The sequence below is a fragment of the Campylobacter concisus genome (assembly GCF_902460415.1).
GTDB lineage: Bacteria > Campylobacterota > Campylobacteria > Campylobacterales > Campylobacteraceae > Campylobacter_A > Campylobacter_A concisus_Y.
This window is the reverse complement of the sequence record NZ_CABPTY010000001.1, coordinates 433,680-458,187: the sequence shown is the minus strand read 5'-3', so window position 1 is coordinate 458,187 and position 24,508 is coordinate 433,680. Positions and strand designations below refer to the sequence as shown.

Here is a 24,508-nt window from a genome sequence, read left to right as displayed (position 1 = left end):
TAAAAAATATTAAAGTAAAAATCTGATAGCATTAGCTTTATCAATTAATACTAATATTTAAATTAGTATTAAGAAATGATAATTTATTTCAAATTTCTTAGGAGGGCTCATGACCGGGCTTATAGAAGGTTTTTTGGGAAAACGGTCGGACGACAAAAAAAGTCGCACTCCAGCCGCTTGGGATAGATGGCAAAGTATTACAGGGTTTATTTTGGCCTGTTTTATATTGTGCCATATGGTTTTTACTTCTACTATACTACTTGGCAAAGACGCATTTAACGCTGTTGTAGGGTTTGCGGAGGCTAAATTTTTATTCGGCGAGACTACATGGTGGATCACTAACGTCATAGCTGCGGTAATATTTGCCATTTTTATCGCTCATGCATTTTTAGCTATGAGAAAATTTCCAGCAAACTACAGACAATATCTAATGTTTAGAGGCCACAAAGACCGCATGAAGCACCTTGATACTACGCTTTGGTGGTTTCAGTTTTTAACCGGTTTTGCTCTATTTTTCGCAGCCAGCGCACACCTAGTGGATATAGTCTTTGGTGGACATATTACTGCCGACAAATCAGCGGCTGCATTTCATCAACTAGAAATTTTCTACTTCGCGCTACTTGTTTTTATGGTCGTTCACGCTAGTATTGGTATGTACCGCTTGTATGTCAAATGGATAAGCATTGATGGTGCAAATAAGCACGAAATGTTTGCCAAAAGAAATAAGGCAAAAACAATTGTATTTGCCGTTTATGGCATACTTGCTATAATTGCGCTAATCGCCGATTTTGTGTGGATCAGCCATTAAAAAGGAGCTAGAAGATGAATGTAAAATATTATGATGCATTGGTAATTGGTGGTGGTCTAGCTGGTCTTAGAGCTGCTGTGGCTGCTGGAGAAAAGGGCTTAAGCACCGTCGTTTTAAGCCTAATTCCCGTTAAGCGCTCGCACTCTGCGGCTGCACAAGGCGGTATGCAAGCCTCTTTGGGAAATTCAAAAATGAGCGAAGGCGACAACGAGGATGTACACTTTGCCGACACGGTAAAAGGTAGCGACTGGGGCTGCGATCAGCAAGTAGCACGTATGTTTTGTCAAACCGCGCCTAAGGCGATTCGCGAGCTAGCGGCTTGGGGCGTGCCTTGGACTCGTATAACAAAAGGTGAGAGAAGCGCTATCATCAACGCTCAAAAAACAACTATCGTAGAAAAAGAAGAGGTTCACGGACTCATCCACTCTCGCGACTTTGGCGGAACTAAAAAATGGAGGACATGCTTTACAGCCGACGCCACTGGTCACACTATGCTTTTTGCCGTAGCAAACGAAGCTCTAAAACATAACGTCGAAATCCACGATAGAAAAGAAGCTATCGCGCTAATCCACGCAAACAACCGCTGTTACGGCGCGATAGTTCGCGATCTAGTTAACGGCGAGATCACGGCTTACGTCGCAAAAGGTACGCTAATCGCTACGGGCGGCTACGGTAGGGTTTATAAACATACTACAAACGCCGTAGTTTGCGAAGGTATCGGCGCGGCCATCGCACTTGAAACTGGCGTTGCTCAGCTAGGAAATATGGAAGCGGTGCAGTTTCACCCGACTCCGATCGTCCCAAGCGGTATCTTGCTAACGGAAGGTTGCCGAGGCGACGGCGGAATTTTACGCGACGTAGACGGATATCGCTTTATGCCCGACTACGAGCCTGAGAAAAAAGAACTAGCTAGCCGCGACGTCGTAAGTCGTCGCATCATGGAGCATATCCGCGCAGGTAAAGGCGTACCTAGCCCATACGGATATCACGTTTGGCTAGATATCTCGATCCTAGGACGCGAGCATATCGAGAAAAACTTACGCGACGTTCAAGAAATTTGCGAGATCTTTAACGGCATCGATCCTGCCGACACCGAAGTATATACCGACGAGAACGGTCGCCAACGCGGTAAAGGCTGGGCGCCGATCCTGCCTATGCAGCACTACTCTATGGGTGGCATCAAGACAAAGCCAACTGGCGAGAGTCCGACGCTAGCGGGTCTATTTAGCGCCGGTGAGGCTGCTTGCTGGGATATGCACGGATTTAACCGCCTAGGCGGCAACTCCGTTTCTGAAACGGTCGTCGCAGGCATGATCGTTGGGGACTATTTTGCCGACTACTGCGGCAGCCACGAGATAGATATAAATACCGCAGATATCGAAAAATTCGTTAAAAAAGAGGAAGACTATCTAAAAAGTCTAGTCGAAAAAGAGGGCAAATTTAACGTATTTGAGATCAAAAACAAGATGAAAGACATCATGTGGGAGCACGTGGCGATCTTTAGAACCGGCGAAGGTCTAGCCGTAGCGGTAAAAGAGCTAGAAGAGCTTTATAAACAATCTTTAGATGTCAAAGTCACAAACAAGGCGCTATTTGGCAACCCTGAGCTTGAGGAAGCCTACCGCGTACCAAAGATGCTAAAACTAGCCCTTTGTATCGCAAAAGGCGCGCTTGATCGCACCGAGAGCCGCGGAGCGCACTGCCGCGAGGACTATCCGAAACGCGACGACCTAAACTGGCTAAACAGAACTCTAACTAGCTGGAAAGAGGGCGATACGCTACCGACTATCGTATATGAGCCACTTGATATTATGAAAATGGAAATGCCACCAGCATTTAGAGGCTATGGTGCGAAAGGTAATATTATTGAGCATCCAGATAGTGCGATCCGCCAAAAAGAGGTTGATGAAATTCGTGAGAAAATGCAAGCTGAAGGTAAGAGCAGGCAAGAAATTCAAGAGGTTTTAATGCACTATGATCTTCAACCAAAATATAAAGCACCAAACGAAAGAGCAGGAATAGGATATGAGTAGAAAAATAACCATAAAAGCATTTAAATATAATCCGTTAAGCAAAATTTCAAAGCCGCATTTCGCGACCTACGAGCTAGAGGAAACCGACGGCATGACGTTATTTATCGCGTTAAATATGATTCGCGAGAAATTTGACCCAGATCTTAGCTTTGACTTTGTTTGTCGTGCTGGAATTTGTGGAAGTTGTGGCATGCTTGTAAATGGCAAGCCAAGATTAGCTTGTAGAACTCTTACTAAGGATTTTGAAAGCGGAGTAATTGAGCTTATGCCTTTGCCAGTATTTAAGTTACTAAAAGACTTAAGCGTAGATACGGGCAACTGGATGAATGCGATGAGTAGGCGTGTGGAGAGCTGGATACATACAGACCACGAGACAGATATCTCTAAACTTGAGGAAAAGGTTGAGCCTGAAGTGGCTCAAGAGGTATTTGAGCTTGACCGCTGCATCGAGTGCGGTATCTGCGTGGCTGCATGCGGTACGGCTATCATGAGGCCTGATTTCATCGGTGCGGTTGGACTTAACCGCGTAGCTAGATTTAAAATCGATGCGCTCGATAAACGAACCGACGAGGACTTTTATGAGCTTATAGGCGATGATGACGGCGTATTTGGCTGTATGACTTTGCTAGGCTGTGAAGACAACTGCCCTAAGCACTTACCACTTCAAAGCCGCATAGCTTATATGCGTAGAAAAATGGCTGCTATAAAGTAGCAAAGGGGCTGTAAAAGCCCCAAATTTACTTCTAAATTTATTAAAAAAGACTGCAAATAGATGCCAAAAGGCATAAAAAGATATCAATAGATACAAATAAGAAAAATAAAAATATCAAAAAAGGGATTGATAAGAGTGCGCCCATTATATAACCAAGTGGAAATACGATAAATATAAAGACGATTCCAACACTAGAAACAAAACAAAAAATTAGTGCAAATATCGTAGCAAAGGTATTTACAAATAAGCTAATATTTTCTAAAAGAAAATTTGTTAGGCCAAGACATCTCATGTTTTGATTATAGCTTTTAAGCCAAAAAATTTATATAATTTCAAAAATTTGCTTCATTTAAGGATATAAAATGTTACCAAGCTATAAAGATATGATGCTGCCTATTTTGGATTTTGTCGCACAAAAGAAAGAGGCAAATAGAGCTGAAATTTCTAAATTTATAATTGAGCATTTTAAGCTAAAAGACGAAGATCTTTTGCAAAAAAATAAAAAGAGGAACTCCAACTTATATAAATCGTACCGACTGGGCTTTATCCTATCTAGCCACAACAGCTCAAGTAAAATCAAAGCCAGAAAAAGTACCGCTTCAAAAAGTTAGCAGAAGCCTATTTGCCATAACAAATTTTGGCAAAGAGCTAGTAAGTATCAAGGATAAAAAGAGCAAATTTCTCACTTGGTACGATGAAATTTACAAACAAGAGATAAGGCAAGAGAAAAAAGAAGCCACGGAAAATACGCCAGATGACAATATAGATGAAGCGCTTTGCAAAATAAAAGAAGAGCTAAAAAGTGAAATTTTATCTAGCATTTTAGAAAAAGAGCCAAGATTTTTTGAATACCTTGTAACAAAGCTACTTGAAAAGATGAATTATGGAGCCGGAAATCTCACAAATAAAGGCCCAGACGGCGGGATAGATGGCATCATAGACGAAGATGAACTTGGGCTTTCTAAAATTTATATCCAAGCAAAAAGATACAAAGACGGCAGTAATATCCGTAGGCCAGAAATTCAGCAGTTTATCGGCGCTATCTCAAATAAAAATACCAAAAAAGGCGTCTTTATCACTACAACAAAATTTACCAAAGAAGCTGAAAATTTCGCCAAAGACAATCAAAATTTTAGTGTGGTTTTGATAGATGGCGACAAGCTTGCAGAGCTAATGATAAAATACAAAGTCGGCGTTCAAATAGGCCAGATATATGAAATTTGCAAGATCGATACCGACTTTTTTGATGAAAATAATTTTTAAAAATTTTAAGCCATAAAGTGCTACTTGCTTGAGATCATTTCAGTCTTACTTTATTTGTGTGCTTAAAAAATAAATTTAAATCTTTATCAACGCCAAAATAGTCCAAATTTACCAGCTTAAAATGCTTTTTAGATCAAATTTTACTCTTATAAACGCCGTCTAAAATTTAAGTGTTATAATTACAGCGAAATAACGATTTTAAGGAGAGGATATGCAATCTCGCATAATCACTGGCGTTTTGATGTTTGTTGCTATTTTGGTAGTTTTTTTTATTGATAATTATATTTTAAATTTTATCTTGCTCGGCGTAGTGCTTTATTTTGCATTTAATGAGTCGCTCAAGCTTTATAATATCGATCACAAACAGCTAGTTTTTGCCGCACTTGCTTTTTACGTGCTTACATATTTTACAAATCCAATTTTCATAGCGATCCTTGCTATCATGCTAGTTGCTTCGATCTTAGCTCACATAAAAAGTGAAAATTTAAAGCTAGTCGCACCTTTTGTCTATCCGACCACGCCGATCTTTATGATGTGGATGCTTTACTCAGAGTATGGCGTAGGCTATCTTGTATGGCTTATTTTAAGCGTAGTTGCAAGCGATAGTGGTGCATTTTTTGTTGGTAAAATGTTTGGCAAACATCCATTTAGCCCAAGCTCACCAAACAAAACAATTGAAGGTGCAGTAGGCGGTGTGGCGATAGGTACTGTGATTGGCTGCATTGTTGGAAATTTTGTAACTGAAGGATTTTTCCAAATTTTATTCTCAAGCTTTTTAGTCTGTGTGTTTGCGGTTTGGGGAGATTTGTTTGAAAGTTACCTAAAAAGACTTTGCGGCGTCAAAGATAGTGGTTCGCTCTTCCCAGGACACGGTGGCATGCTTGATAGGATAGATGGCTATTTATTTGGCGTAGTCGCCCTACTTTGGTCGCTCTCGTGGTAATACTTGGCTCAACTGGTTCAATCGGCAAAAACGCCCTTAATCTTTGCGAAAAATTTGGCGTAGAGGTTGAGGCATTAAGCTGCGCTAAAAATATAGATTTACTAAATGAGCAAATCTTAAAATTTAAGCCAAAATTTGTCTGCGTAGGCGATGAAAAGCTAGCTAAAAATGTAAAAAACATAGAAGCTAAAAATATATTTTTTGGCGAGGCTGGGCTACTACAAATGCTAGAAATTTCAAGCTCAAAAAAGGTAATAAACGCCCTTGTTGGCTTTGCCGGCCTTGCTCCTAGTTTAAAGACACAAGCTCTTGGAAAAAGACTTGCGCTTGCAAACAAAGAGAGCCTTGTTGTTGGCGGCAAATTTCTAAAAACTAGAGAAATTTTACCAATAGACAGCGAGCATTTTGGGCTTAAATTTCTACTTGAAAACAAAACTGCACCAAAAAGACTCATCATCACAGCAAGTGGCGGCGCATTTTATAAAAAGCCGATCAAATTTCTAAAAGACGCCTCACCAAGCGATGCACTTAAGCATCCAAACTGGGATATGGGCGCAAAGATCACTATTGATAGTGCGACGATGGCAAATAAGCTTTTTGAGGTGATGGAAGCTTACTGGCTTTATGGCATCAAGGAGATCGAGGCTGTGATAGAGCCAACTTCTGCGATACACGCCGTAGTTGAATTTATAGATGGCTCAAGCACGATGCACCTCTCGCGACCTGATATGAAGCTAGCTATCGCTCATGCTATGTTTGAAAATATCAGTGAAAATATCGTTTCACACGCAAATTTACTTGATCTAAAAAATATAAAATTTCATAAAATCAGCCTTAAAAAATATCCCATTTTTTCGCTAAAAGATAAAGTACTAGCAAACCCTGATCTAGGTGTCGTCATAAACGCTGCAAACGAGGTTGGAGTATTTAGTTTTTTAGAGAAAAAGTGCTCATTTTTAGATATCTCAAGGCTTATTTTAGGCTCAGCTAAAAAATTTAAAGATCTGAAAATTTCAAGTATAGATGAAATTTATGAAGTTGATAAAGAGGTTCGAGAATACGCAAAAAGGATGCTAAATGCAAAGGTATGAGGGGTATAAATTTGATCTTAGGCAAAGCTTGGTCGGTGTGCAGTTTTTATTTGTCGCCTTTGGCGCGCTCGTGCTCGTGCCTATCCTTACTGGGCTTGATGCAAATGTAGCGCTCTTTACGGCAGGTCTTGGCACGCTACTTTTTCAGCTAATAACTAGAAAAAACGTCCCGCCGATCTTTCTAGCAAGCTCGTTTGCTTTCATCGCTCCGCTTCAGTACGGCATCGAAAAATGGGGCATACCAGTGACGATGGGCGGCGTTATATTTGCTGGATTTTTCTATGTCGCGCTAAGTCTTGTGGTTCGCTTTGGCGGCGAGAAAATTTTGCATAAAATTTTGCCTCCAGTTGTAGTTGGCCCAGTTATCATGACCATAGGTCTGATACTAGCTCCAAATGCCGTTAAGATGGCGACTTCAGCTACTGAGGCTTACACCCAAAACGTAGCGATGATAGTAGCAGCCACATCGCTTATCGCTACTATCGTTGTTATGATGCTAGGACGGGGGATGTTTAGGCTCATACCGATCCTGCTTGGCATCATCGCTGGCTACATCGTGGCTTACTGCTTTGGCATGGTTGATTTTAGCGCCATCGCAAACGCCCCTTGGTTTAGAGTGCCAAGCTTTAGCGCACCAAAATTTGAACTCGAAGCGATCATCTATATGATACCTATCGCCATCGCCCCAGCGATCGAGCACATCGGCGATATGCTCGCTATCTCAAACGTCACAAAAGAGGATTTTTTGAAAAATCCAGGGCTTAAAAACACCCTTTTAGGCGACGGTCTGGCCACCTCGCTAGCTGCTGCCTTTGGTGGTCCGCCAAACACTACCTACTCAGAGGTCACAGGTGCAGTTAGCCTTACAAAAGCGTATAATCCAGCGATCATGACCTTTGCAGCGATCACTGCTATCGTGCTAGCCTTCGTTGGCAAGCTTGGCGCGGTGCTCTCGACCATCCCAGCTCCAGTCATCGGCGGCATCATGCTGCTACTTTTTGGTATCATCGCAAGCGTTGGCATGGAGACACTTATAAAAAACAGAGTCGATCTTGCCGATCCTAGAAATATGATAATCGTAGCCCTCATCTTCATCTTTGCCATCGGCGGCATGGTGCTTGACCTTGGAGCGGTTAAATTTTCAGGTATCGGACTTGGCGCGGTTACTGGTATAGTTTTAAATTTGCTTTTACCAAAAACAAAGCATTACGAAGGATATTAATGCGTAAATTTAGACTTTTTTTAGCAGCTCTTGCGGCTGCAAGCCTTGCAAATGCAAGCGCACTGGACTATGCACTTATCAAAAAAGGTGAGCCAAGCGAAAATACGATGTTGTTAATCGGCGGTATTCAAGGCGATGAGCCAGGTGGCTTTTTGGCAGCCTCTATCGTGGCTACTGACTATAACATCACGAAAGGTTCGCTTTGGGTCGTGCCAAATTTAAATTTCCCAAGCATAATCGAGCGAAGTCGTGGCACAAAAGGCGATATGAATAGAAAATTTGCCCATGTAGATAAAAACGATCCTGATTACAACTCAGTGATGAAGATAAAAGACGTCATAACTGATAAAAACGTCACGCTCATCTTAAATTTACACGATGGAAGCGGATATTACAGAGATAAATTTATAAATAAAGACGAAAATCCAGATAAATGGGGCAATACTTGCATCATAGATCAAAGCACGCTTCCTGGCTCAAAATATCCAGAGCTTGAAAGTATTGCTTCAAGCGTAAAAGACGTGTTAAACAAGCATCTAATAGATCCAAAACATCACTATCACGTCAAAAATACCCACACTGCTATGGGCGATAAAGAGATGCTAAAAAGCCTCACCTACTACGCGATCACGCAAAACAAGTCCGCCTTTGCAAACGAAGCTAGCAAAAATTTAAACGCCGAGCAAAGGACATATTATCACCTTATAGCGATCGAAGAGTATATGAAAAAGGCTGGCATTAGCTTTACTAGGCCATTTGAGCTCGATGTCAAAAGCGTGAAAAAAGCGATCGAAAAAGAGATCAGGCTTGAGCTATTTGACAGCTACTCTCTTAGCCTTAAAAATTTAAAACCAGTGATAAGCTTCGTGCCATTTAAAAGGGGCGAGCTAAGCTACCACTCGCCAAATCCACTAATCGCCGTCATAAAAGAAAAAGAGACTTACAAAGTGCAGTATGGCAACCGCTCTGTCACAAGGCTAAAACCGCAATACTTCGAGTTTGCAAAGCCGCTTGATAAAATTTCTCTCTTGAGCGATGGCAACGAGCTTGTGCTAAAAAGTGGCGACAAATTTAGCGTTAAAAAGAGCTTTAAAGTAAAAGCTCTCAAAAACGTGCGCGTAAATGTCATAGGATATGGCACTAAAAGCGTTGATGAGAGCGAGCAAGATATTGATAAAAACAGCCTAAACAAAAGCTATAGCATAGATAAGGATGGCAAAATCTACCGAGTTGAGTTTTACAAAAGCGAAAATGGTAAAGAGAAATTTGCTGGCATGATACTAGCGGAGTTTAGATGATACTTGGCATAGAAAGTAGCTGCGATGACAGCTCTGTTGCGCTCATAGATGAAGAGACGCTGGAGCAAATTTATTATAAAAAGATCTCGCAAGAAGAGGAGCACGCTATCTTTGGTGGCGTGGTCCCAGAGCTTGCAGCAAGGCTTCACACGAAGGCGCTGCCAGCACTTTTAAATGACATCTTGCCAAATTTAAAAGATATAAACGCTATCGCTGTGACGAACGAGCCGGGGCTAAGTGTGAGCCTGATAGGAGGTGTGAGCATGGCAAAAGCGCTAAGCGTCGCCCTAAATATCCCACTAATCGCCGTAAATCACCTAGTTGGCCACATCTACTCGCTATTTTTAGACCGCGAAGCCACCTTCCCACTTGGCGTTTTGCTAGTTAGTGGCGGACATACGATGATTCTTGAGATTAGCGAAAATGGCGAGATTTTAGAGCTTGCAAGCACAAGCGATGATAGCTTTGGCGAGAGCTTTGACAAGGTGGCAAAGATGCTTGATCTTGGCTACCCAGGAGGTGCTGTGGTGCAGCAAAACGCACTTTTGTGCGAGGATAAAGATAGGTTTAAATTTACCGTCCCACTTCTTCATGATAAACGCCTTGAATACAGCTTTTCAGGGCTTAAAAACCAAGTAAGAGTTGAAATTTCAAAGCTTGAAACTATCACACAAAAAGATATCGCAGATATTTGCTACGCCTTTGAAAATACGGCCTGCGAGCACATTTTAAATAAGCTTGAAAAGGTTTTCAAGCTAAGAAATTTCAAGCGATTTGGCGTGGTTGGCGGAGCAAGTGCAAATTTAAATTTACGCAAAAGGCTTGAAACGCTTTGTCAAAAAAATGAGTGCGAGCTTTTGCTAGCTCCACTTGCGTTTTGCTCTGATAACGCGCTGATGATAGCAAGAGCTGGACGTGAGAAATACTTAAAACAAGAGTTTATTTCGCATGATAAGCTAACTATAAATCCAAGGGTTAGTTTTAAGAAGTTTGAAATTTAAAATTTAATTAGAAAAAACATAAAGTTTTTGTGCTTAAATTTTTGATAGCTTCATAAGTAAAAATTTAATAAAATCCCAAAATATCAATAAAAAGAGTCTTTATGGATGAGTTTTTAAAACAGGCTTGGCGTGCGAATAAAATTTATACAAATGCTGCTGCTAGCGTGCCATTTTACCCAGATCTGCTAGCTCTTCTTTTAGTATGCGACGAGAAAAATTTAGATCAGTTTATGGCGCTTGATGAGTTTAGAGCGGTGCTAAAAAAGCTTAAAATCGAGCTAGATATATTTAGCATACAAAGTGCGCAGCTTGCGACTCTTAAAGCACTAAATGAGGCTAAAATTTCAAGCGAAGAGATAGTAAAATACCTAGAAAAATTACGTGATGAAAAGATCATAGATGATGAGAAATTTGCCTTTTTAGAAAAGATCATAAGCAAAAACAAAGGCGCTAATGAGGCTAAAATTTCTCATACCAAGCCAAAAGATCACTTCCATAAAAACCTAGACTTTTTAAATGAGATAAACGAAAAAGCAAGCTTGCTTGATAGTGATAAAACATTTTTAGAGGCGCTTATGGCAGCCAAAAAAAGATCAAACGAAACGCTCTTTAACATAGCTGCAAGTGGTGTCATAAACTCTGGCAAATCAACCCTTTTAAACGCCCTTTTAAACAAACCCGTTCTTGGCGCTTCAAACGTGCCAGAAACGATAAATTTAACCATTTTAAAATACTCCAAAGATAGCTTTGCAAGGGTAAATTTTTACACCTTAGATGAGCTTTTAGCACTTGGCATACCAAGTGAAAATTTACCAAGCAAAAGCGTAGATATCGGCATAGACGAGATAAAAAACTACACCTCTTCAAGCTCAAAAACAGCAAATCTTGTAAAAAGCGTCGAGCTTTATGACGATTTAGAGCTTTTAAAGGACAACGTCTGCATCATAGACACGCCAGGCATCGATGATGCGGTGGTTTTAAGGGAGCAGATCACTACAAATTTTATGAAGAAGTGCGACCTTTTAGCCCACCTCATGAACGCCTCACAAAGTGCCACGCAAAAAGACGCTCTATTTTTAAAAAAATGCCTTGAAAACTCGCACATCGTAAGGCTTGCTGTTGTGCTAACTCACGCTGATGAGCTAAGTGCTAAAGAGCTAAATGAGACGCTAAACTACACTAAAAAAGCGATCGGCGAGCAGATAAATGATATAAAGATAGATTATTTTGCCCTTAGCGCGAAAGCTTATCTTGATGGCGCTTTAAATAGTGGCGTGCCGGAGTTTAAAGAGTATCTTTACGATGTACTTTTTGGCAAAGATTCTAAAAAATCAGCTCTAATTTTAAGCTCATATCGAAAAGAATTGCAAAATATTTTAAAAATAAAACTCGAAGCCACAAAGGCTGAAATTTTGGAGCTTAAGGCATTTGGTTTAGAGCTAGAAGCTTTGCAAAACGAGCAAGCAAATATCAAAAATTCTCTTAATGAAAATTTCACAAAACTTGAAAGGCTTTTAGAAAGCGAGCTAAAAAAACTCGATGATAAAAATGCAAAAGATATCTATAAAATGGGGCTTGAAGCACTACTTCAAAATCTAAATGAAAAGCTTAAAAGCGAGATCGCTTACTGCAAAAGTAAAAGAGAAAATTTAAATCTAAAGCGTCTTACACAAATAACAAAAACTACACTTTGTGACGGAGTTGCGGCACTTATGAGAGAGGCTAGAAATGAAACTTTAGTGCAGACAAAGTCATGCGAGCAAAATATCGCTTTAAGTTTTGATGGCTTTAAGGTGAGTGAAAATAAAATTTTTAGTATAAATGACTTTTTAAAGCAAATGGGCGTAGAGCTTGATTTTAGCGCGCTTTTAGATGAGCTTGAAGCTAAAATTTTAAGCAAAAGTGAGCCAGATGAGGCACTTTTGAGTTTAAGACAAAATTTACTTAACAATAAAAGCATATCGCAGTTTTGTGAGATGCTAGCAGAACACGAAAAAAAGCTGCTAAAAGAGCGAGTAAAGGCTTATGAGATGAGCCAAAAAGAGGCTTTAAATAAAAGACTTTTAGTGCTCAATGAAAAACTTAATGAGCTAAATTTACAAAATCAAAACTCAATTTCAAAGCTTAATCAAAAGACTTCCTTGCAAGATGAAATTTACTCACTTTTAGAGGATATTAAAAATGTTTAATGAGTTTATAAATGCCTACAAAGCGAGATATTTTAAGGTTTTTACAAATGATTTTAAGGGCGAGCTAGCTAGGCTTGTAAATGATCTAAACGATCCTAGTTTGCATATAAGCGAGCAGATAAAAGAGAGCTTAAATTTACTAATAGATACTCTAAATGAGCCACCACTAATAGCTGTTATCGGTCAATTTTCAAGTGGGAAATCAACGTTTTTAAACGCACTTCTTGGTCAAGATATCTTGCCATCAGGACTAACTCCAGTCACCGCAAAGGCTGTGAGGCTAAAATTTGCAAAGATACCACTTCTAAGCGTGAAATTTATAAACGGTAGCGAAAGCCTGCTAGCAAGTAGCGATCTAACCGAGCTAAATAAGCTAGGCGAGCAAGTTTCTAGCATGACGCTTTATGCGCCAAGTGAAATTTTAAAAGAGATAAATTTCATCGACACTCCTGGCCTAAACTCGCTAAGAGATGCTGACACAAAAGAGACAAAAAATACACTAAAAAAGGTTAGCGGTGCTATATGGCTAAGCCTTGCAAATAACGCCGCAAAGGCAAGCGAGCTTGAAAGTATCAAAGAAATTTTAAAAGCCAATGATCTAAAAGCGATCTGCCTAATCAACCAAAAAGACAAGCTAAGCGAGGACGAGCTTGAAAATTTGCTAAAACACGCTGGGCAAACTTATGGCGAGCTTTTTGAGGATATCATCGCTATCTCGTCAAAGCAAGCTCTTCTTGGCATTACAAATAATAATAGCCTACTTGAAGCTTCAAATTTTAACGAAGCTTTAAAGGCTATTAAAGAATGCTTTTTAGACAAGAGCTTTAAAGAAAATTTCATAAAAGCAAGGGCAAAAAAGATCGTAAAACTCCTAACTAACGAGCAAGAAAAACATCTAGAAATTTATGATAATGCGCAGTTTATTTTAGATGAATTTAGTGGCTCATTAGATGAGAGGCTGGAGGCAATAAAAGAGGAGTTTAAACCAAAGATCGCTTTAAGATATAGTCAAATGAGTGAAGCTATAAAACTTGCTGCTGATGAGGTGTTTAAGCTACTTAAACCATTTTCAAAGACAAAATTTAACGCTTCAAAGACGCTTTTAAATAAAGAAATTTATAAGCGTGAAAATTTTGAGGTAATAAGTCTTGATAGCGACGAAGTCTTTTCAAAACTTATCTACGAAGATGTAGTTTTTAATAAATTTTTTAAACGCTACAAAAAAGATTCAAAAGAGCTAGAAAATGCGATAACCTCAGCATTTAATGAGCTTTATAAAAATTTAGAGGATAAATTTTTAATATATAAATCTCGCTATGAAAATTACGCTAGCTTTGATGATCAAGTCTTGGCTTATGAAACAAAATCCATAAACACCTATGCCGGACGGACATATGAAAATTTTTTAAGAGAGTATGAAACGGCTAAATTTAAGGCTATACAAAAGGTCTCTTTGTTTTTTGAAAAGCTTGATATAAAGCTAGCCTCAAACTATGAAAACGCACTCAAACTCGCGGTTTATTTTATAAAACAAAAGATAGAAAAGACGCTAGAGTCGCACCTACAGATGAATACGCCACTTTATATTCCAAGTGCAAAAGACGTCTATGAGCGTATGCTCGATGCATTTAGTCTTTATGAGTTTGAAGCTTTAATGTGCTCGAACAGCTCGTTTTTAAATAAAATTTTGCTTGATATAAAGAGCGATTTTAATGAAATTTATACTTTAAAAATAGCAATGCTTGATGGCTTAAAAGAAAGAGTTAAAGAGCAAATTTCAAAGATTGAAGAGCTTTGTGAAAACTCATTGTTATTAAGATAAATAAAATTTTTAAAGCTTAGAGCTATCCATTTAAGGATAGCTTTTATTTTATGCGTGCATTATACCGATCTTTGGTGCGTCAAATGCCGTCACGCGCTTTGGCACTCCTTTAAATTTCTCTACATTCACAAGGCTTGTGTGAGCGGTGTTGCTCTGGCTCATCTTGCTTGATGGCACGTCTTTTGTGAGCACGTTTAAGTTTCCGTGCAAGCAAAGGCTCTTCTCGCCTGGCTTTTCAGGGTCGTACCAAGCACCTTCGCTTACTATTACGACATTTTGTGGCACATCCTCGGTCACAAAGGCACCGCACAAAATTTCGCCTCTATCATTAAACACACGCACCACGTCGCCCATCTTTATTCCTCTAGCCTCGGCTGTTTTTGGATTTATAAGCACTGGCTCGCGCTCTGCGATCTCGTTAAAGTTGCGAAGCACGGAGTTGTTTAGCTGTGAGTGAAGCCTAAATTTAGAGTGTGCGCCGCTAATTGCGATAGGATATTTTTTATTTTTTGCGCCAAGCCACTCAAATGGCTCAAGCCAAGCTGCATGCGGTGGGCAGTCATCATAGCCAAAGCCAGCGACAGTCTCAGAGTAAATTTCTATCTTGCCAGATGGCGTTTTTAGCGGATTTGCCACTGAATCGTCGCGGAATTTCTTGTAGTTTGTAAAGTAGCGTTTTTTCTCATCGATCTTGTCAAATCTAAAGTATCCCTTCTCCCAAAATTCCTCAAAGCTAGGCATGCTCTCATACCCAAGCTCGGCAGCCTTTTTAACGGCATCTTCATATATTGTCTTGACCCACTCTAGCTCGCTTTTACCCTCGCTAAATGCCTCTTCCCTGCCCCACTCTTTAGCGATCAGCCTTGCGATCTCGAAGTCGCTCTTACTCTCGCCAAATGGCTTAACAAGCGGTTTTAGTGCAAATAGATACTCGCTTGTAGAGTTTGCCATCTCGATGTCTGTTCGCTCGTATTCAAGAGCAGCTGGCAAGACGATGTCGCTAAATTTAGCTGTACTTGTCCAAAACGGCTCGCAAGTGATGATAGCATTAACGTTTCGCATAGCTTTTATCGCTCTATTTGCGTCAGGATGCCTTGTGAAAGTCGAGCCATTTGCGTTAAACATCACTCTGATCTTTGGCAGTTTATAGCTCTTGCCATTTCTTGTTATCTCTTTGCCTGGCTTAAGAAGTGCATCTATTAGCCTTGAGTTTGGCATTTCGTAGCCCTTTGTCTTTGGCACCAGCCCGCTATCAATAAATTTTTGAGGTACCTTCGTCTCAAACGCCGCTAGTTTAGGCGCTATAAAGCTCTCATCAGCATTTTTGTGCATGCCGTCATTTGTGACAAAGCCGCAACCCTCTTTACCGATGTGACCAAGCATCGCATTTAGCGTCACAAGCGCCCAGTACGCCATCTCACCGTGATCTTGTCTTTGAATGGCGTAGCCACTAATTATCACTGAGTCATTTTTAGCTAGATCTTCGCTAAATTTAGCAAGATCCTGCTCGCTAACGCCACAAATTTTGCTTGCCCAAGCTAGGTTTTTATTGACTCCGTCAGTTTTACCAAGCATATACTCTTTAAATTTATCAAAGCCAACTGTGTATTTTTCTATAAATTCTTTGTTGTAAAGCCCTTTTTCATAAAGGTAATTACACATACCTATCATCATCGCCGTATCGGTGCAAGGCACGACTTCAAGGTATTTTGAGTCAAAGTATTTTGCGCTATCGTTGTGATAAACATCGACGCTATAAATTTTCATCTCGCCACTCTCGCCTTTTTTTCTGATCTCGTCATAGTATTTATATGAGTTATGAAGCGGCACGCCAATGGCGATCTTGTTTGAAACGACTGGGTTTGTGCCCCAAAATACGATCGTTTTGGCGTTTTTTAAGATAGCCTCCCACTTTATTGGCGCTAGCGCAGGATCGACGAAGCCAGTGACGTGAGGCATGATGACAGTCGCTGCGCCGTATGAGTAGCCACCTAGCTCATTTACGTAGCCACCAAGCACGTTAAGTAGCCTTTTTGCGGTCTTTTGGCTATGCCCTACTTTGCCAAGGCTACCCCACTGATAAACCTGTCCATAGATCGCTTCAGCGCCGTATTTATCAAAATTTTCTTTTAAAACTTTTGCACTTAGCTTTATAGCCTCGTCCCAGCTCACACGCACGAATTCCTCTTTGCCGCGAAGCTCTGGTTTTGGGTTGTTTGGATTGGCTAAAAAGCTCTTTCTAACAAATGGATATTTTACTCTGCTTTCATTTTGGACGTAGTCAATGACTGCGTTATTTAGCTCGTTTGGATAAGCATCGCCCTCAAATGGCACGGTCTCAACCACGCGCCCTGCGATAGTTTTTACATAAAATGCGCCAAATTTATTTGCGCTTAGTCCACTTTTCTTGTCAAATAACGCTTGCTCTGCGCTTCCAAGCTCGTTTGCTTGAAGGCTAACCGCGCCTAATGCACTTAATCTTAAAAAGTCTCGTCTTTTCATTTTCTCTCCGATTTTGGTTAAATTTATTGTTTTTGGTTGGTTTTAGAAATTATAAATTTAGGGTTTTGTATCATTTCATCGTTTAAAGGCCTTGTAATGTAATACGCAAACTTGCGTCTAAATTGCGCTATTTTAGCCAAAAATTTTTAAAGGATGGGCAGATGATTGGATTTTATGTAAATGTAAAGTTAAAAGCTGGATGTGAAGCGAAATTTGAAGAAATTTTAAAAGAGATCGTGCCAGCTTCAAGAAAAGATAAAGGCTGCATAAGCTACGAGTGTGGCATGGTTGTGGGCGGTAAAAGCGAGTACTGCTTTATGGAGATTTGGGAAGATCTTGCGAGCCAAAAAGAGCATATGAAAAGCGCTCATATGGTGAAAAACGCAGCCGCGCTGGAGGCTTGCAAAGAGAGCCAAGAGGTAAAAATAGTAAATTTTGTGAGCGTAAAGGAATAATATTTGCTTTAAAAAGGGCAAAATACACAAAAAATGAGCGAAGAAAAAATGCTTGAGATGATAAATGCGACTGCTGATATTATATTTATGGCCGTACTTAGGGGGCGAGTAAGCTTTGAAGCTTGCAAAAAAGATAGGGAATTTATCGACTCTTTAAGAGAAGAGCTACTTGGCAAAAATCCAAATAAATTTAAAATCGCCCAAAACTCATACCAAATGATCGCCATTTTTGAAAAATACCGCAATAAAAAATAATCCACTTAAAATTTAAATCCATTTGCCGATATAGTGTTAAAGGATTTGACATGATAAACGCACTAAATGGATTTAACCAAAGCTTTAGCTATCAAGACGCTTTTAGTAAGCGCCAAGCCACAAACACGAATTTAAACAAAGTAGAAATTCCCGCTGAAACTGCGGACATCAAGCATCTACCGCTCTCTGGCTACTCATCAAATGATAAAATTTCTATCTGGGGCAAGATAAATGGCCTTGATAGCGGGACGAGCAAAGATGAAATCTCTAGTCTTAAAAATTTCATTGATAGCACGAAGCTTTGGCGACCAAACTACATCATCACTAGCGAGAAAAATGGCTTTAGCGTAGATGAATTCATCAAAAATCACAAAATGAGCATCAACAACAAAATAATCAATAATGCTTTTGGTGCTCTTTATCTAAGCCGCGAGGCTACAAATTTGCTAGACTCTGATCTAAGTATCGATGAGTTTAAAGATAAATGGCTGGAATTTACCGCCGAAAGGATACTTGGCGAGCATGCAAATGTAAAAATTTCTTTTAAAGACGGGGCTTTACATTACGAACAAAGCTCGGATAAAAAACGTATAGAATTCTTAGGTCAGCCTATGTTGCATCGTGTGAGCTACGCTGATAAAAATAGTAAAGATGAGTTTTTAAAATTTCTAAAAACAAGTTATCAAAAAGGCGAGAGCATCGCTGATGTGCTTCAAAATATCGCTATTACGCCAGTTAGAGAAAATGGCGATGAAGAGATGGGAGAAGAGAAATTTAAGCCTATGCAAGTTACCAAAAAAAGCGTGACTTATACCAACAAAGATATAAAACGTGAGTTTTTTGAGGAATTTATCAGGCGCGAGGTCGAAAATGGTGCAAACTTTGATGATCTGGTGCAAAAGCTAAACAAGCTAAAGCCAAAGGATATACTGGCTTAGCTTTGGCTTAGGGTTTAAATTTTAAGGCTGGCTTAGTTCGTAAATTTTATACTCAGGATTAAATTTCTGGAGGCTATTAGCTCTCTAAATTTCTGCTTATGTTTAAATTTAAAAAGCTAGCTTGACCTCTCAAATTTCTACTTAGTCTTAAATTTTAAAAAGCCAGCTGCCCTCAAAATTTTACTTCGGATTATTTATGCTTATCACCATATTTTTATCATCAAGATATAGCTTAGCTGCCTCTTTGATGTCCTCATTTGTGATGGCTTTTACCGCACTTATGTACTCATCAGCCGTATAAAGTGGCGTGTTAAAAATTTTATTTGAGATGATGAGCTTTTGCCAAAACTCAGGCTTTTCATAATCTTTTTTTATAGAAATTTCACTCTGTGCTTTAAAATCCTCCAAATGCTTTGGCAAAATCGCGCCACTACGCTTGATACTAGCTATTATCTCCTTTATCTCAGCGATGATCTTGTCCGTGTTTGCAGGATCGCAAGTAAAGCTAATTAGCATATCTAAATGCTCAAAAGGATAGCGTGAGAGCTTGGCATTTAGGCTAAAGCCGTATGTTTGGCCCTTATCTTCTCTGATCTTTTCTCGAAGCGCCGTTTTTAAAATTTCACTTAATGCCCTTAGTTTAATCGCTCCTTCAAAGCTATATTTAGCGTCAGAATTTATGATATTTATGCCAACATCGCTTCTTTTTGTGCTTTGATACTCCCTTTTAAAGGTGTGCTGACCATTGATACTTCGCACGCCATCGTCTTTAAACTCTTCAGCCTCGCCAAGCTTTGGCAGAGTGGCGATATACTTTTTAACAAGCGGAAAAAGCCTCTCTTCGTCGGTGTCGCCGATGATTACAAAAGTATATGAGGCTACATTTGTAAATTTATTTTTGATGATCTCTTTTAGCTCATTTAGTTTTAGCGCATCGATCTGAGCCATCTCAAGCGGCGCGACACGTTTATTGTTTTCATAAAAAAACTTGCTAAATTCGGTGCTAAATTTATATTCAGGTAAATTTTGCTCTTTAGCTAGTTCATCTTTTGCTCTTTGCTTTATCCTCTCAAGCACGTGTGAGTCGGCTCTTGGAGCGTTAAATTCTAAATTTATAATAGCTAGCAGCGAGCTAAGATCGCTTGTGCTTGATGAGCCATAAAATCCTTGTGTAAGACCCTCGATATTCTTTTCATAGCTTACGATCTTTCCATTTAGTGTCTTTGAGAGCTCATAGTTATTAAATTTGCCAACGCCGCTTTCATTTGTGAGCGCTACTGCAAAGCTACCAAGCTTTGGATCAGCCAAATTTGATGTGCCTCCTTTGCTGACGGCTGCAAACAAAACGCTATCTTTTTTAGTAGCTAGTGGCTTAAAGATAACTTGCGAGCCATTTTGCATTTTGTAGGTATAAATTCCATTTTTTTCATCAAAGCTTCTTGAGCTTATCTCTTTTGGCTCTAAATTTTCATTGCCTAGGCTCTTATCGTTGTTATTAGCAGATAGGCTTGTGTTATAAGCAGGTGCCTTGGCAAAAAGCTTTAAAAACTCATCTTTGCTAAGCTTATAACCATCTTTGCTAAAAATTCTTACACGCTCATCAGAAATGGCCAAAATTTGCCTAAATCTAGCATTCACGTCAGCTAGCGTAATCTCGTTTAATAGCTTTAAACTGAGCTCTTTGTCGTCTTCATCGCTTAACACAAAGCCACCATTTTCTATCATATTTAAAATTTGTCCTGCGTAAGCACTTGATTTTTTAGTCTTTGAGCGTTTAAATTTTGCATCTACATTTGCCACAAACGCCTTTTTTACATCTTCAAAATCATCTTTATTAAAGCCAAACTCTTTAATGCCTTTTATAACGCCAAGCATATCTTTAAGGCTTGCGTTAAAATCACCTCCAAGTACATTTGTTTCAAAACTATAAATTTTCTGCTTTGCTTGAAGTGTTTGAGCTATAAAATCAGTGCTTAAATTTGATGAATTATTTGCATTTTTTTGCTCATAAAGCATATTTATCAGGCTTGCGATAAGTGCGTCTTCTAGATTTCTCTTTGCATCAGCCTCATTTAAAACCGGACTAAATTTATCAAAATAGCTAAGTCTAACTAGCTCCATCCCAGTTTCATTTGAGTCGTAGTTAAAAATATTTAAACCACTTTTAAAGCTGATATTTTTTTCTGGATGAATGTAAGAATTTGTATTTTTTGCTTGGCTAAAGCTTTTTTCAATTAAGCTTTTTATCTCATTTTTATCAAAGTCGCCAACAGCAATAAAGCTCATAAATCTTGGCTGATAAAGCCTCTCGTAAAATTCTTGCATGTGCTTAGCATCTACGCTTTTGATGATGTTCATGTCGCCTATTGGTACTCTTTTTAGATAGATACTGCCCTCAAAAATATCCTTTGTTTGAGCCAAATAAAGCCTATATCCTGGCGTATTTCTCTGACGCTCCTCTTCCATTATGACGCCACGCTCTTTATCAAGCTCCTTAGGATCGATTTTAACGCCATCTATCCAATTCGAAAAGACCTTAAACGTATCTTGTAAATTTTTCTCATTTACATTAATCGTTAAGACATAGCTCGTCTGATCGTAGCTCGTCTGCGCGTTTAGATCGGCTCCAAATTTCACACCAAGGCTCTCAAGCTGTTTAATGAGCTCATTTTTGCTAAAGTCGCGGCTGCCATTAAATGCCATGTGCTCCAAAAAGTGAGCAAGACCTTGCTCGCCATCTTTTTCATCAGTTGAACCAGAATTTATAACAAGATAAAAAATAGCTGTTTTTTGTGGAAATTTATTCTCTTTGATATAGTATTTTAGCCCATTTTTTAGCTCTCCATTTAACATATCTTTATCGTTTTGAAGCGCAAAAAGACCCATTACTAGACAAAAAAGCAACAAAATTTTTCTCATTATTTTCCTTTTAAATTTTAATCGATAGACAAAGCAGAATTTAGCATAAGCCTGCAAAATTGCAGGCTAGAAGATTATTTTAGATCGTATTTTTTAAGTAAAGCTTCGTAGCTTCCGTCTTTTTTCATATCATCTAAAATTTGATTTATTTTTTCTATTAACGCACTCTCTTTATTTTTATCAAATGCTATTGAAAAGCCTTCGCTACCATCAACTTCTTTGAAAAATGCTTCAAGTTCTGGATTTTTCTTGATAAAGCCATATCCAATAGAGCTATCAAGGATGACTGCGTCAAATTTGCCAACTTTTAATCCCATGATGAGTGGCACAGTATCTTCTGAAGGCACTACTTTTACACCATTTATAGCATTTGCTGCTAGCTCTTGGACGGTGCCTTGTTGCACGCCAACTCTTTTGCCAGCTAGCTCTTCTTTAGCTTTTAGTGCATCATTATCTTTTTTCTTTAGATAAAGATTTTCAGTTAGATAGTATGGCTTTGTAAAATCGATTGATTTTAATCTATCTGAAGTCGCACTCATCGCACTTATAATGCCATTTATTTTGCCAGCTTTAAGCGCTGGGATAAGGCCGTCAAAACTCATATTTATGATCTTATATGAAAAACCTGCACGCTTTGAAATTTCATCAATTAGCTCGATATCAAAGCCTGTTATTTTGTTATTTTCATCGATATATTCAAATGGCGGATAGTTTGCCGCTGTGCCAAATTTTAGCTCATTTGCACAAAGAGCAACAAAAGCTGTGAGTAAAAGAGCAAAGATCTTTTTCATAATAGTGTCCTTTAAGGTGATTTAGTGGCTTAATTATCAGTATTTCTCTATTAAAAATTGTTTAAATCCGTAATAAAAGAAAAATGCTATAAATAATCGTATAGCAAAGTAGCATATAAATTTTTATAAATAAGTTCTATCCCTTAATTATCTTAAGGGATAGAATAATAGGAGCTCTAAGAGTAAGTCAAAGATTAAAATTTACTTTTTCTAACTTCGTTTACTATTGCCTTAGCCATGTCGTCAACATCAGATGTTACTTCATTTGCTTTATTGACAATTACTACATTTTCTTTTGTAAGTGTGTCTATTTGAGCAACTGATTGATTTATCATATTAATTCCTTCACTTTGCTCTTTTATAGACTCACTCATTTCATTGATTGATTGAGCTAGTACGTTTGTATTTGCTTCGATCTCTGTTAGAGATTTTTGAGTTCTCTCTGCTAGTTTTCTAACCTCATCTGCAACAACTGCAAAGCCTCTACCATGCTCTCCTGCGCGTGCTGCTTCTATTGCGGCATTAAGAGCTAGTAAATTTGTTTGATCAGCTATATCTCTAATAATAGTTATGATATTTTTGATCTCGTCACTTTGTCTAATAACATCAGATGTTTTTTGAGATATTGCATTCATTGAGCTTGACATTTGCTCTACTGCAGCAGCAGACTCCTGAAGTGAGCTTGCTTGTACATTTGCGCCTTGAGTTAGTTCTTTCATTGACTGACTTAAAGACTCAGCCTTTTCTTCTAGCACATGAGCTTGATCTAAATTTGCCCTTAACATTTTGGCTATCTCTTCACCAAGAGCGTTTATACCAACCGCCATTTTGCCATCATCTTCAAGCCTTTTAGTAAAGTCTTGTTTTTTAAAGCTTTCTAATAGATTCAACACATCATCGCCATTTTCCGCAATAGCATGTTTAAGAGCGATTTGTAAGTCTTTGAAAGTTTGTTTTAGCTGGCTAAGTGCAGGATTTGAAGTATCTGCGTTAAGCTGAGCTACGTAGTTACCTTTGCCAATTTGATTTACAAAAGTATTTGCTTCTTTAATGAAATTATTTTGCTCAGATAAATTTGCCTCGATTTGTTTGATATTCTCATTTATCAGTGCACTCATCTGTCCGATCTCGTCGCTACCACTACGATCCAAAAATTCAGCCTTATTAGATTTATAATTTAAGAAGTCAAAAAATCTAACTAAGCCATTTTTAGTCTGATCTATGCCAGAGATCAGGTTTTTACCTATTAATGTAGATACTAGCAACATAAGCAAAATACAAATCGCAATCACAATAGAACTTATAATAAGTTCGGTATTTGCGTCACCCTTAATACGTCTTGCATCTTTTTGCATATTATCAAGTAGTTTAAGTTCAAGCTCTCTCAATGCATCTATTGAAATGCTTATCTTTGAAAACCAACTCGCTGCGTCATAAGATACATCTTCGGTAGCAACTACATTTTTAATAATATTCATCGCATCTATAAAATCTGCCTTTTTTCTAGCGATAGCGTCAAATTCATCGCTAAATTCTTTTGGGTTGTAATCGTCAAAATCCTGCATAAATTTATTTATAACGCTATTTAGTGCAACTACTTTATTGTAGTCCTCTTTGCTTATGCTCTTTTTAGTAAAAACCCCATTTAAAGTAGCACGCAAAATACCAAAAGACTCTTTTATCTCACCAACAATAATGATGCGCTTTAGATCATCTACCAAGCTAGGCTCGAGCTTATCGCTATATCCATTTATAGCAATAACCTCTTTTCTTAAAATTTTTGTTATACGGCTAATTAGATCATTGCCACTTTTTTGATCTACATTTGAGCGGATACTATTTATCTCTGAAGCTATTTCATTTTTCTCTTCAAGCTTATCAAGCATAGCGTCTACTTTTTTACGCTGCTCTAATAAATTTTTATTATCTCCTCCTGCTAACACACCTGAGCTAAATCCGCGTTCTTTTTGCATCTCATGGATAAAATTATTTTGATTTATTATTGTATCCACGATTTTCTCACTAAACTCTGCTTTTGAGCGAGTTTTTAAGATACCATTTAGCATGTACGCACTCATGATACCAAGGCCAATAAGACTGACGATAACTATCGCCATAATCTTAGATTTAATACCTAGATTATTCATTTTCTCTCCTTTTAGTTTTTTAAATATCTGCTTCAAAAAATAAAGCCATACGACTTTAATACTTAAAATTTAACAACCAAAAAATGCTTTTGGTTATTTTTATAAAAAATATTGATTAA

The 24,508-nt window shown here is 38.6% G+C and carries 19 protein-coding genes; 15 read left to right on the top strand and 4 right to left on the bottom strand.

The window, feature by feature from the left end; genetic code table 11:
- The first annotated feature begins 109 nt into the window (after positions 1-109).
- The 12 genes from FZ940_RS02230 to FZ940_RS02180 all read left to right on the top strand — a co-directional run bounded on the left by FZ940_RS02230 (position 110) and on the right by FZ940_RS02180 (position 14,382).
- On the top strand, positions 110-808 hold the full coding sequence (locus tag FZ940_RS02230; protein ID WP_107859019.1) for a fumarate reductase cytochrome b subunit: 699 nt from the start codon (positions 110-112) through the stop codon (positions 806-808).
- A gap of 14 nt (positions 809-822) precedes the next feature.
- A complete protein-coding gene (locus FZ940_RS02225; protein WP_148821332.1) occupies positions 823-2,841 on the top strand; it encodes a fumarate reductase flavoprotein subunit in 2,019 nt (672 codons plus the stop codon).
- Positions 2,834-3,553 carry a fumarate reductase iron-sulfur subunit gene (locus tag FZ940_RS02220; protein ID WP_021091811.1) on the top strand — a complete coding sequence of 240 codons (720 nt, stop codon included), beginning with the start codon at positions 2,834-2,836 and terminating at the stop codon, positions 3,551-3,553. Before FZ940_RS02225 ends, FZ940_RS02220 begins: the two co-directional genes overlap by 8 nt.
- 362 nt (positions 3,554-3,915) lie before the next feature.
- On the top strand, positions 3,916-4,164 hold the full coding sequence (locus FZ940_RS09410; RefSeq protein WP_187422125.1) for a winged helix-turn-helix domain-containing protein: 249 nt from the start codon (positions 3,916-3,918) through the stop codon (positions 4,162-4,164).
- A 265-nt stretch (positions 4,165-4,429) separates the two neighbouring features.
- Positions 4,430-4,816, top strand: coding sequence for a restriction endonuclease (locus FZ940_RS09405; RefSeq protein WP_230862210.1), 387 nt, complete (start codon positions 4,430-4,432; stop codon positions 4,814-4,816).
- A 211-nt stretch (positions 4,817-5,027) separates the two neighbouring features.
- Positions 5,028-5,759 carry a phosphatidate cytidylyltransferase gene (locus FZ940_RS02210; RefSeq protein ID WP_148821331.1) on the top strand — a complete coding sequence of 244 codons (732 nt, stop codon included), beginning with the start codon at positions 5,028-5,030 and terminating at the stop codon, positions 5,757-5,759.
- Positions 5,741-6,850 (top strand): 1-deoxy-D-xylulose-5-phosphate reductoisomerase, encoded by a 1,110-nt coding sequence (gene dxr, locus FZ940_RS02205; RefSeq protein WP_148821330.1) that lies wholly within the window; start codon positions 5,741-5,743, stop codon positions 6,848-6,850. The genes FZ940_RS02210 and dxr overlap by 19 nt, the downstream gene beginning before the upstream one ends.
- Positions 6,837-8,072, top strand: coding sequence for a uracil-xanthine permease family protein (locus FZ940_RS02200; protein ID WP_148821329.1), 1,236 nt, complete (start codon positions 6,837-6,839; stop codon positions 8,070-8,072). Before dxr ends, FZ940_RS02200 begins: the two co-directional genes overlap by 14 nt.
- A complete protein-coding gene (locus FZ940_RS02195; RefSeq protein ID WP_148821328.1) occupies positions 8,072-9,370 on the top strand; it encodes a M99 family carboxypeptidase catalytic domain-containing protein in 1,299 nt (432 codons plus the stop codon). The genes FZ940_RS02200 and FZ940_RS02195 overlap by 1 nt, the downstream gene beginning before the upstream one ends.
- On the top strand, positions 9,367-10,371 hold the full coding sequence (gene tsaD, locus FZ940_RS02190) for a tRNA (adenosine(37)-N6)-threonylcarbamoyltransferase complex transferase subunit TsaD (RefSeq protein ID WP_148821327.1): 1,005 nt from the start codon (positions 9,367-9,369) through the stop codon (positions 10,369-10,371). Before FZ940_RS02195 ends, tsaD begins: the two co-directional genes overlap by 4 nt.
- Before the next feature lie 101 nt (positions 10,372-10,472).
- Complete coding sequence (locus tag FZ940_RS02185; protein WP_148821326.1) at positions 10,473-12,560, top strand: dynamin family protein; 2,088 nt, start codon at positions 10,473-10,475, stop codon at positions 12,558-12,560.
- Positions 12,553-14,382: a dynamin family protein gene (locus FZ940_RS02180; RefSeq protein ID WP_148821325.1), complete on the top strand. Its 1,830-nt coding sequence runs from the start codon at positions 12,553-12,555 to the stop codon at positions 14,380-14,382. The genes FZ940_RS02185 and FZ940_RS02180 overlap by 8 nt, the downstream gene beginning before the upstream one ends.
- A 48-nt stretch (positions 14,383-14,430) precedes the next feature.
- Here FZ940_RS02180 and FZ940_RS02175 read toward each other — a convergent pair whose 3' ends face one another.
- Positions 14,431-16,884 (bottom strand): molybdopterin-dependent oxidoreductase, encoded by a 2,454-nt coding sequence (locus tag FZ940_RS02175; protein ID WP_148821324.1) that lies wholly within the window; start codon positions 16,882-16,884, stop codon positions 14,431-14,433.
- 161 nt (positions 16,885-17,045) lie between these two features.
- On the opposite strand from FZ940_RS02175, the gene FZ940_RS02170 reads away from it, so the two are divergent.
- From FZ940_RS02170 to FZ940_RS02160, 3 genes are read left to right on the top strand one after another with little or no spacing between them, the layout of a single operon-like run.
- A complete protein-coding gene (locus FZ940_RS02170; protein WP_148821323.1) occupies positions 17,046-17,339 on the top strand; it encodes a putative quinol monooxygenase in 294 nt (97 codons plus the stop codon).
- Positions 17,340-17,372: 33 nt separating this feature from the next.
- Positions 17,373-17,594, top strand: a complete 222-nt coding sequence (locus FZ940_RS02165; protein ID WP_021091847.1) for a hypothetical protein — start codon at positions 17,373-17,375, stop codon at positions 17,592-17,594.
- 50 nt (positions 17,595-17,644) lie between these two features.
- The gene (locus FZ940_RS02160; protein WP_148821322.1) at positions 17,645-18,532 is read left to right on the top strand and encodes a Cj0814-related protein; all 888 of its coding nucleotides are present in this window, start codon (positions 17,645-17,647) and stop codon (positions 18,530-18,532) included.
- A 180-nt stretch (positions 18,533-18,712) separates the two neighbouring features.
- On the opposite strand, the gene FZ940_RS02155 is transcribed toward FZ940_RS02160, so the two are convergent.
- From FZ940_RS02155 to FZ940_RS02145, 3 genes are all read right to left on the bottom strand, one after another.
- A complete protein-coding gene (locus tag FZ940_RS02155) occupies positions 18,713-21,451 on the bottom strand; it encodes a M16 family metallopeptidase (protein ID WP_148821321.1) in 2,739 nt (912 codons plus the stop codon).
- Between the two features lie 74 nt (positions 21,452-21,525).
- Positions 21,526-22,242: a transporter substrate-binding domain-containing protein gene (locus FZ940_RS02150; RefSeq protein WP_148821320.1), complete on the bottom strand. Its 717-nt coding sequence runs from the start codon at positions 22,240-22,242 to the stop codon at positions 21,526-21,528.
- A gap of 194 nt (positions 22,243-22,436) precedes the next feature.
- Entirely contained in the window at positions 22,437-24,389 is a 1,953-nt protein-coding gene (locus tag FZ940_RS02145; RefSeq protein WP_148821319.1) for a methyl-accepting chemotaxis protein, read from the bottom strand.
- Between the last annotated feature and the right edge of the window lie 119 nt (positions 24,390-24,508).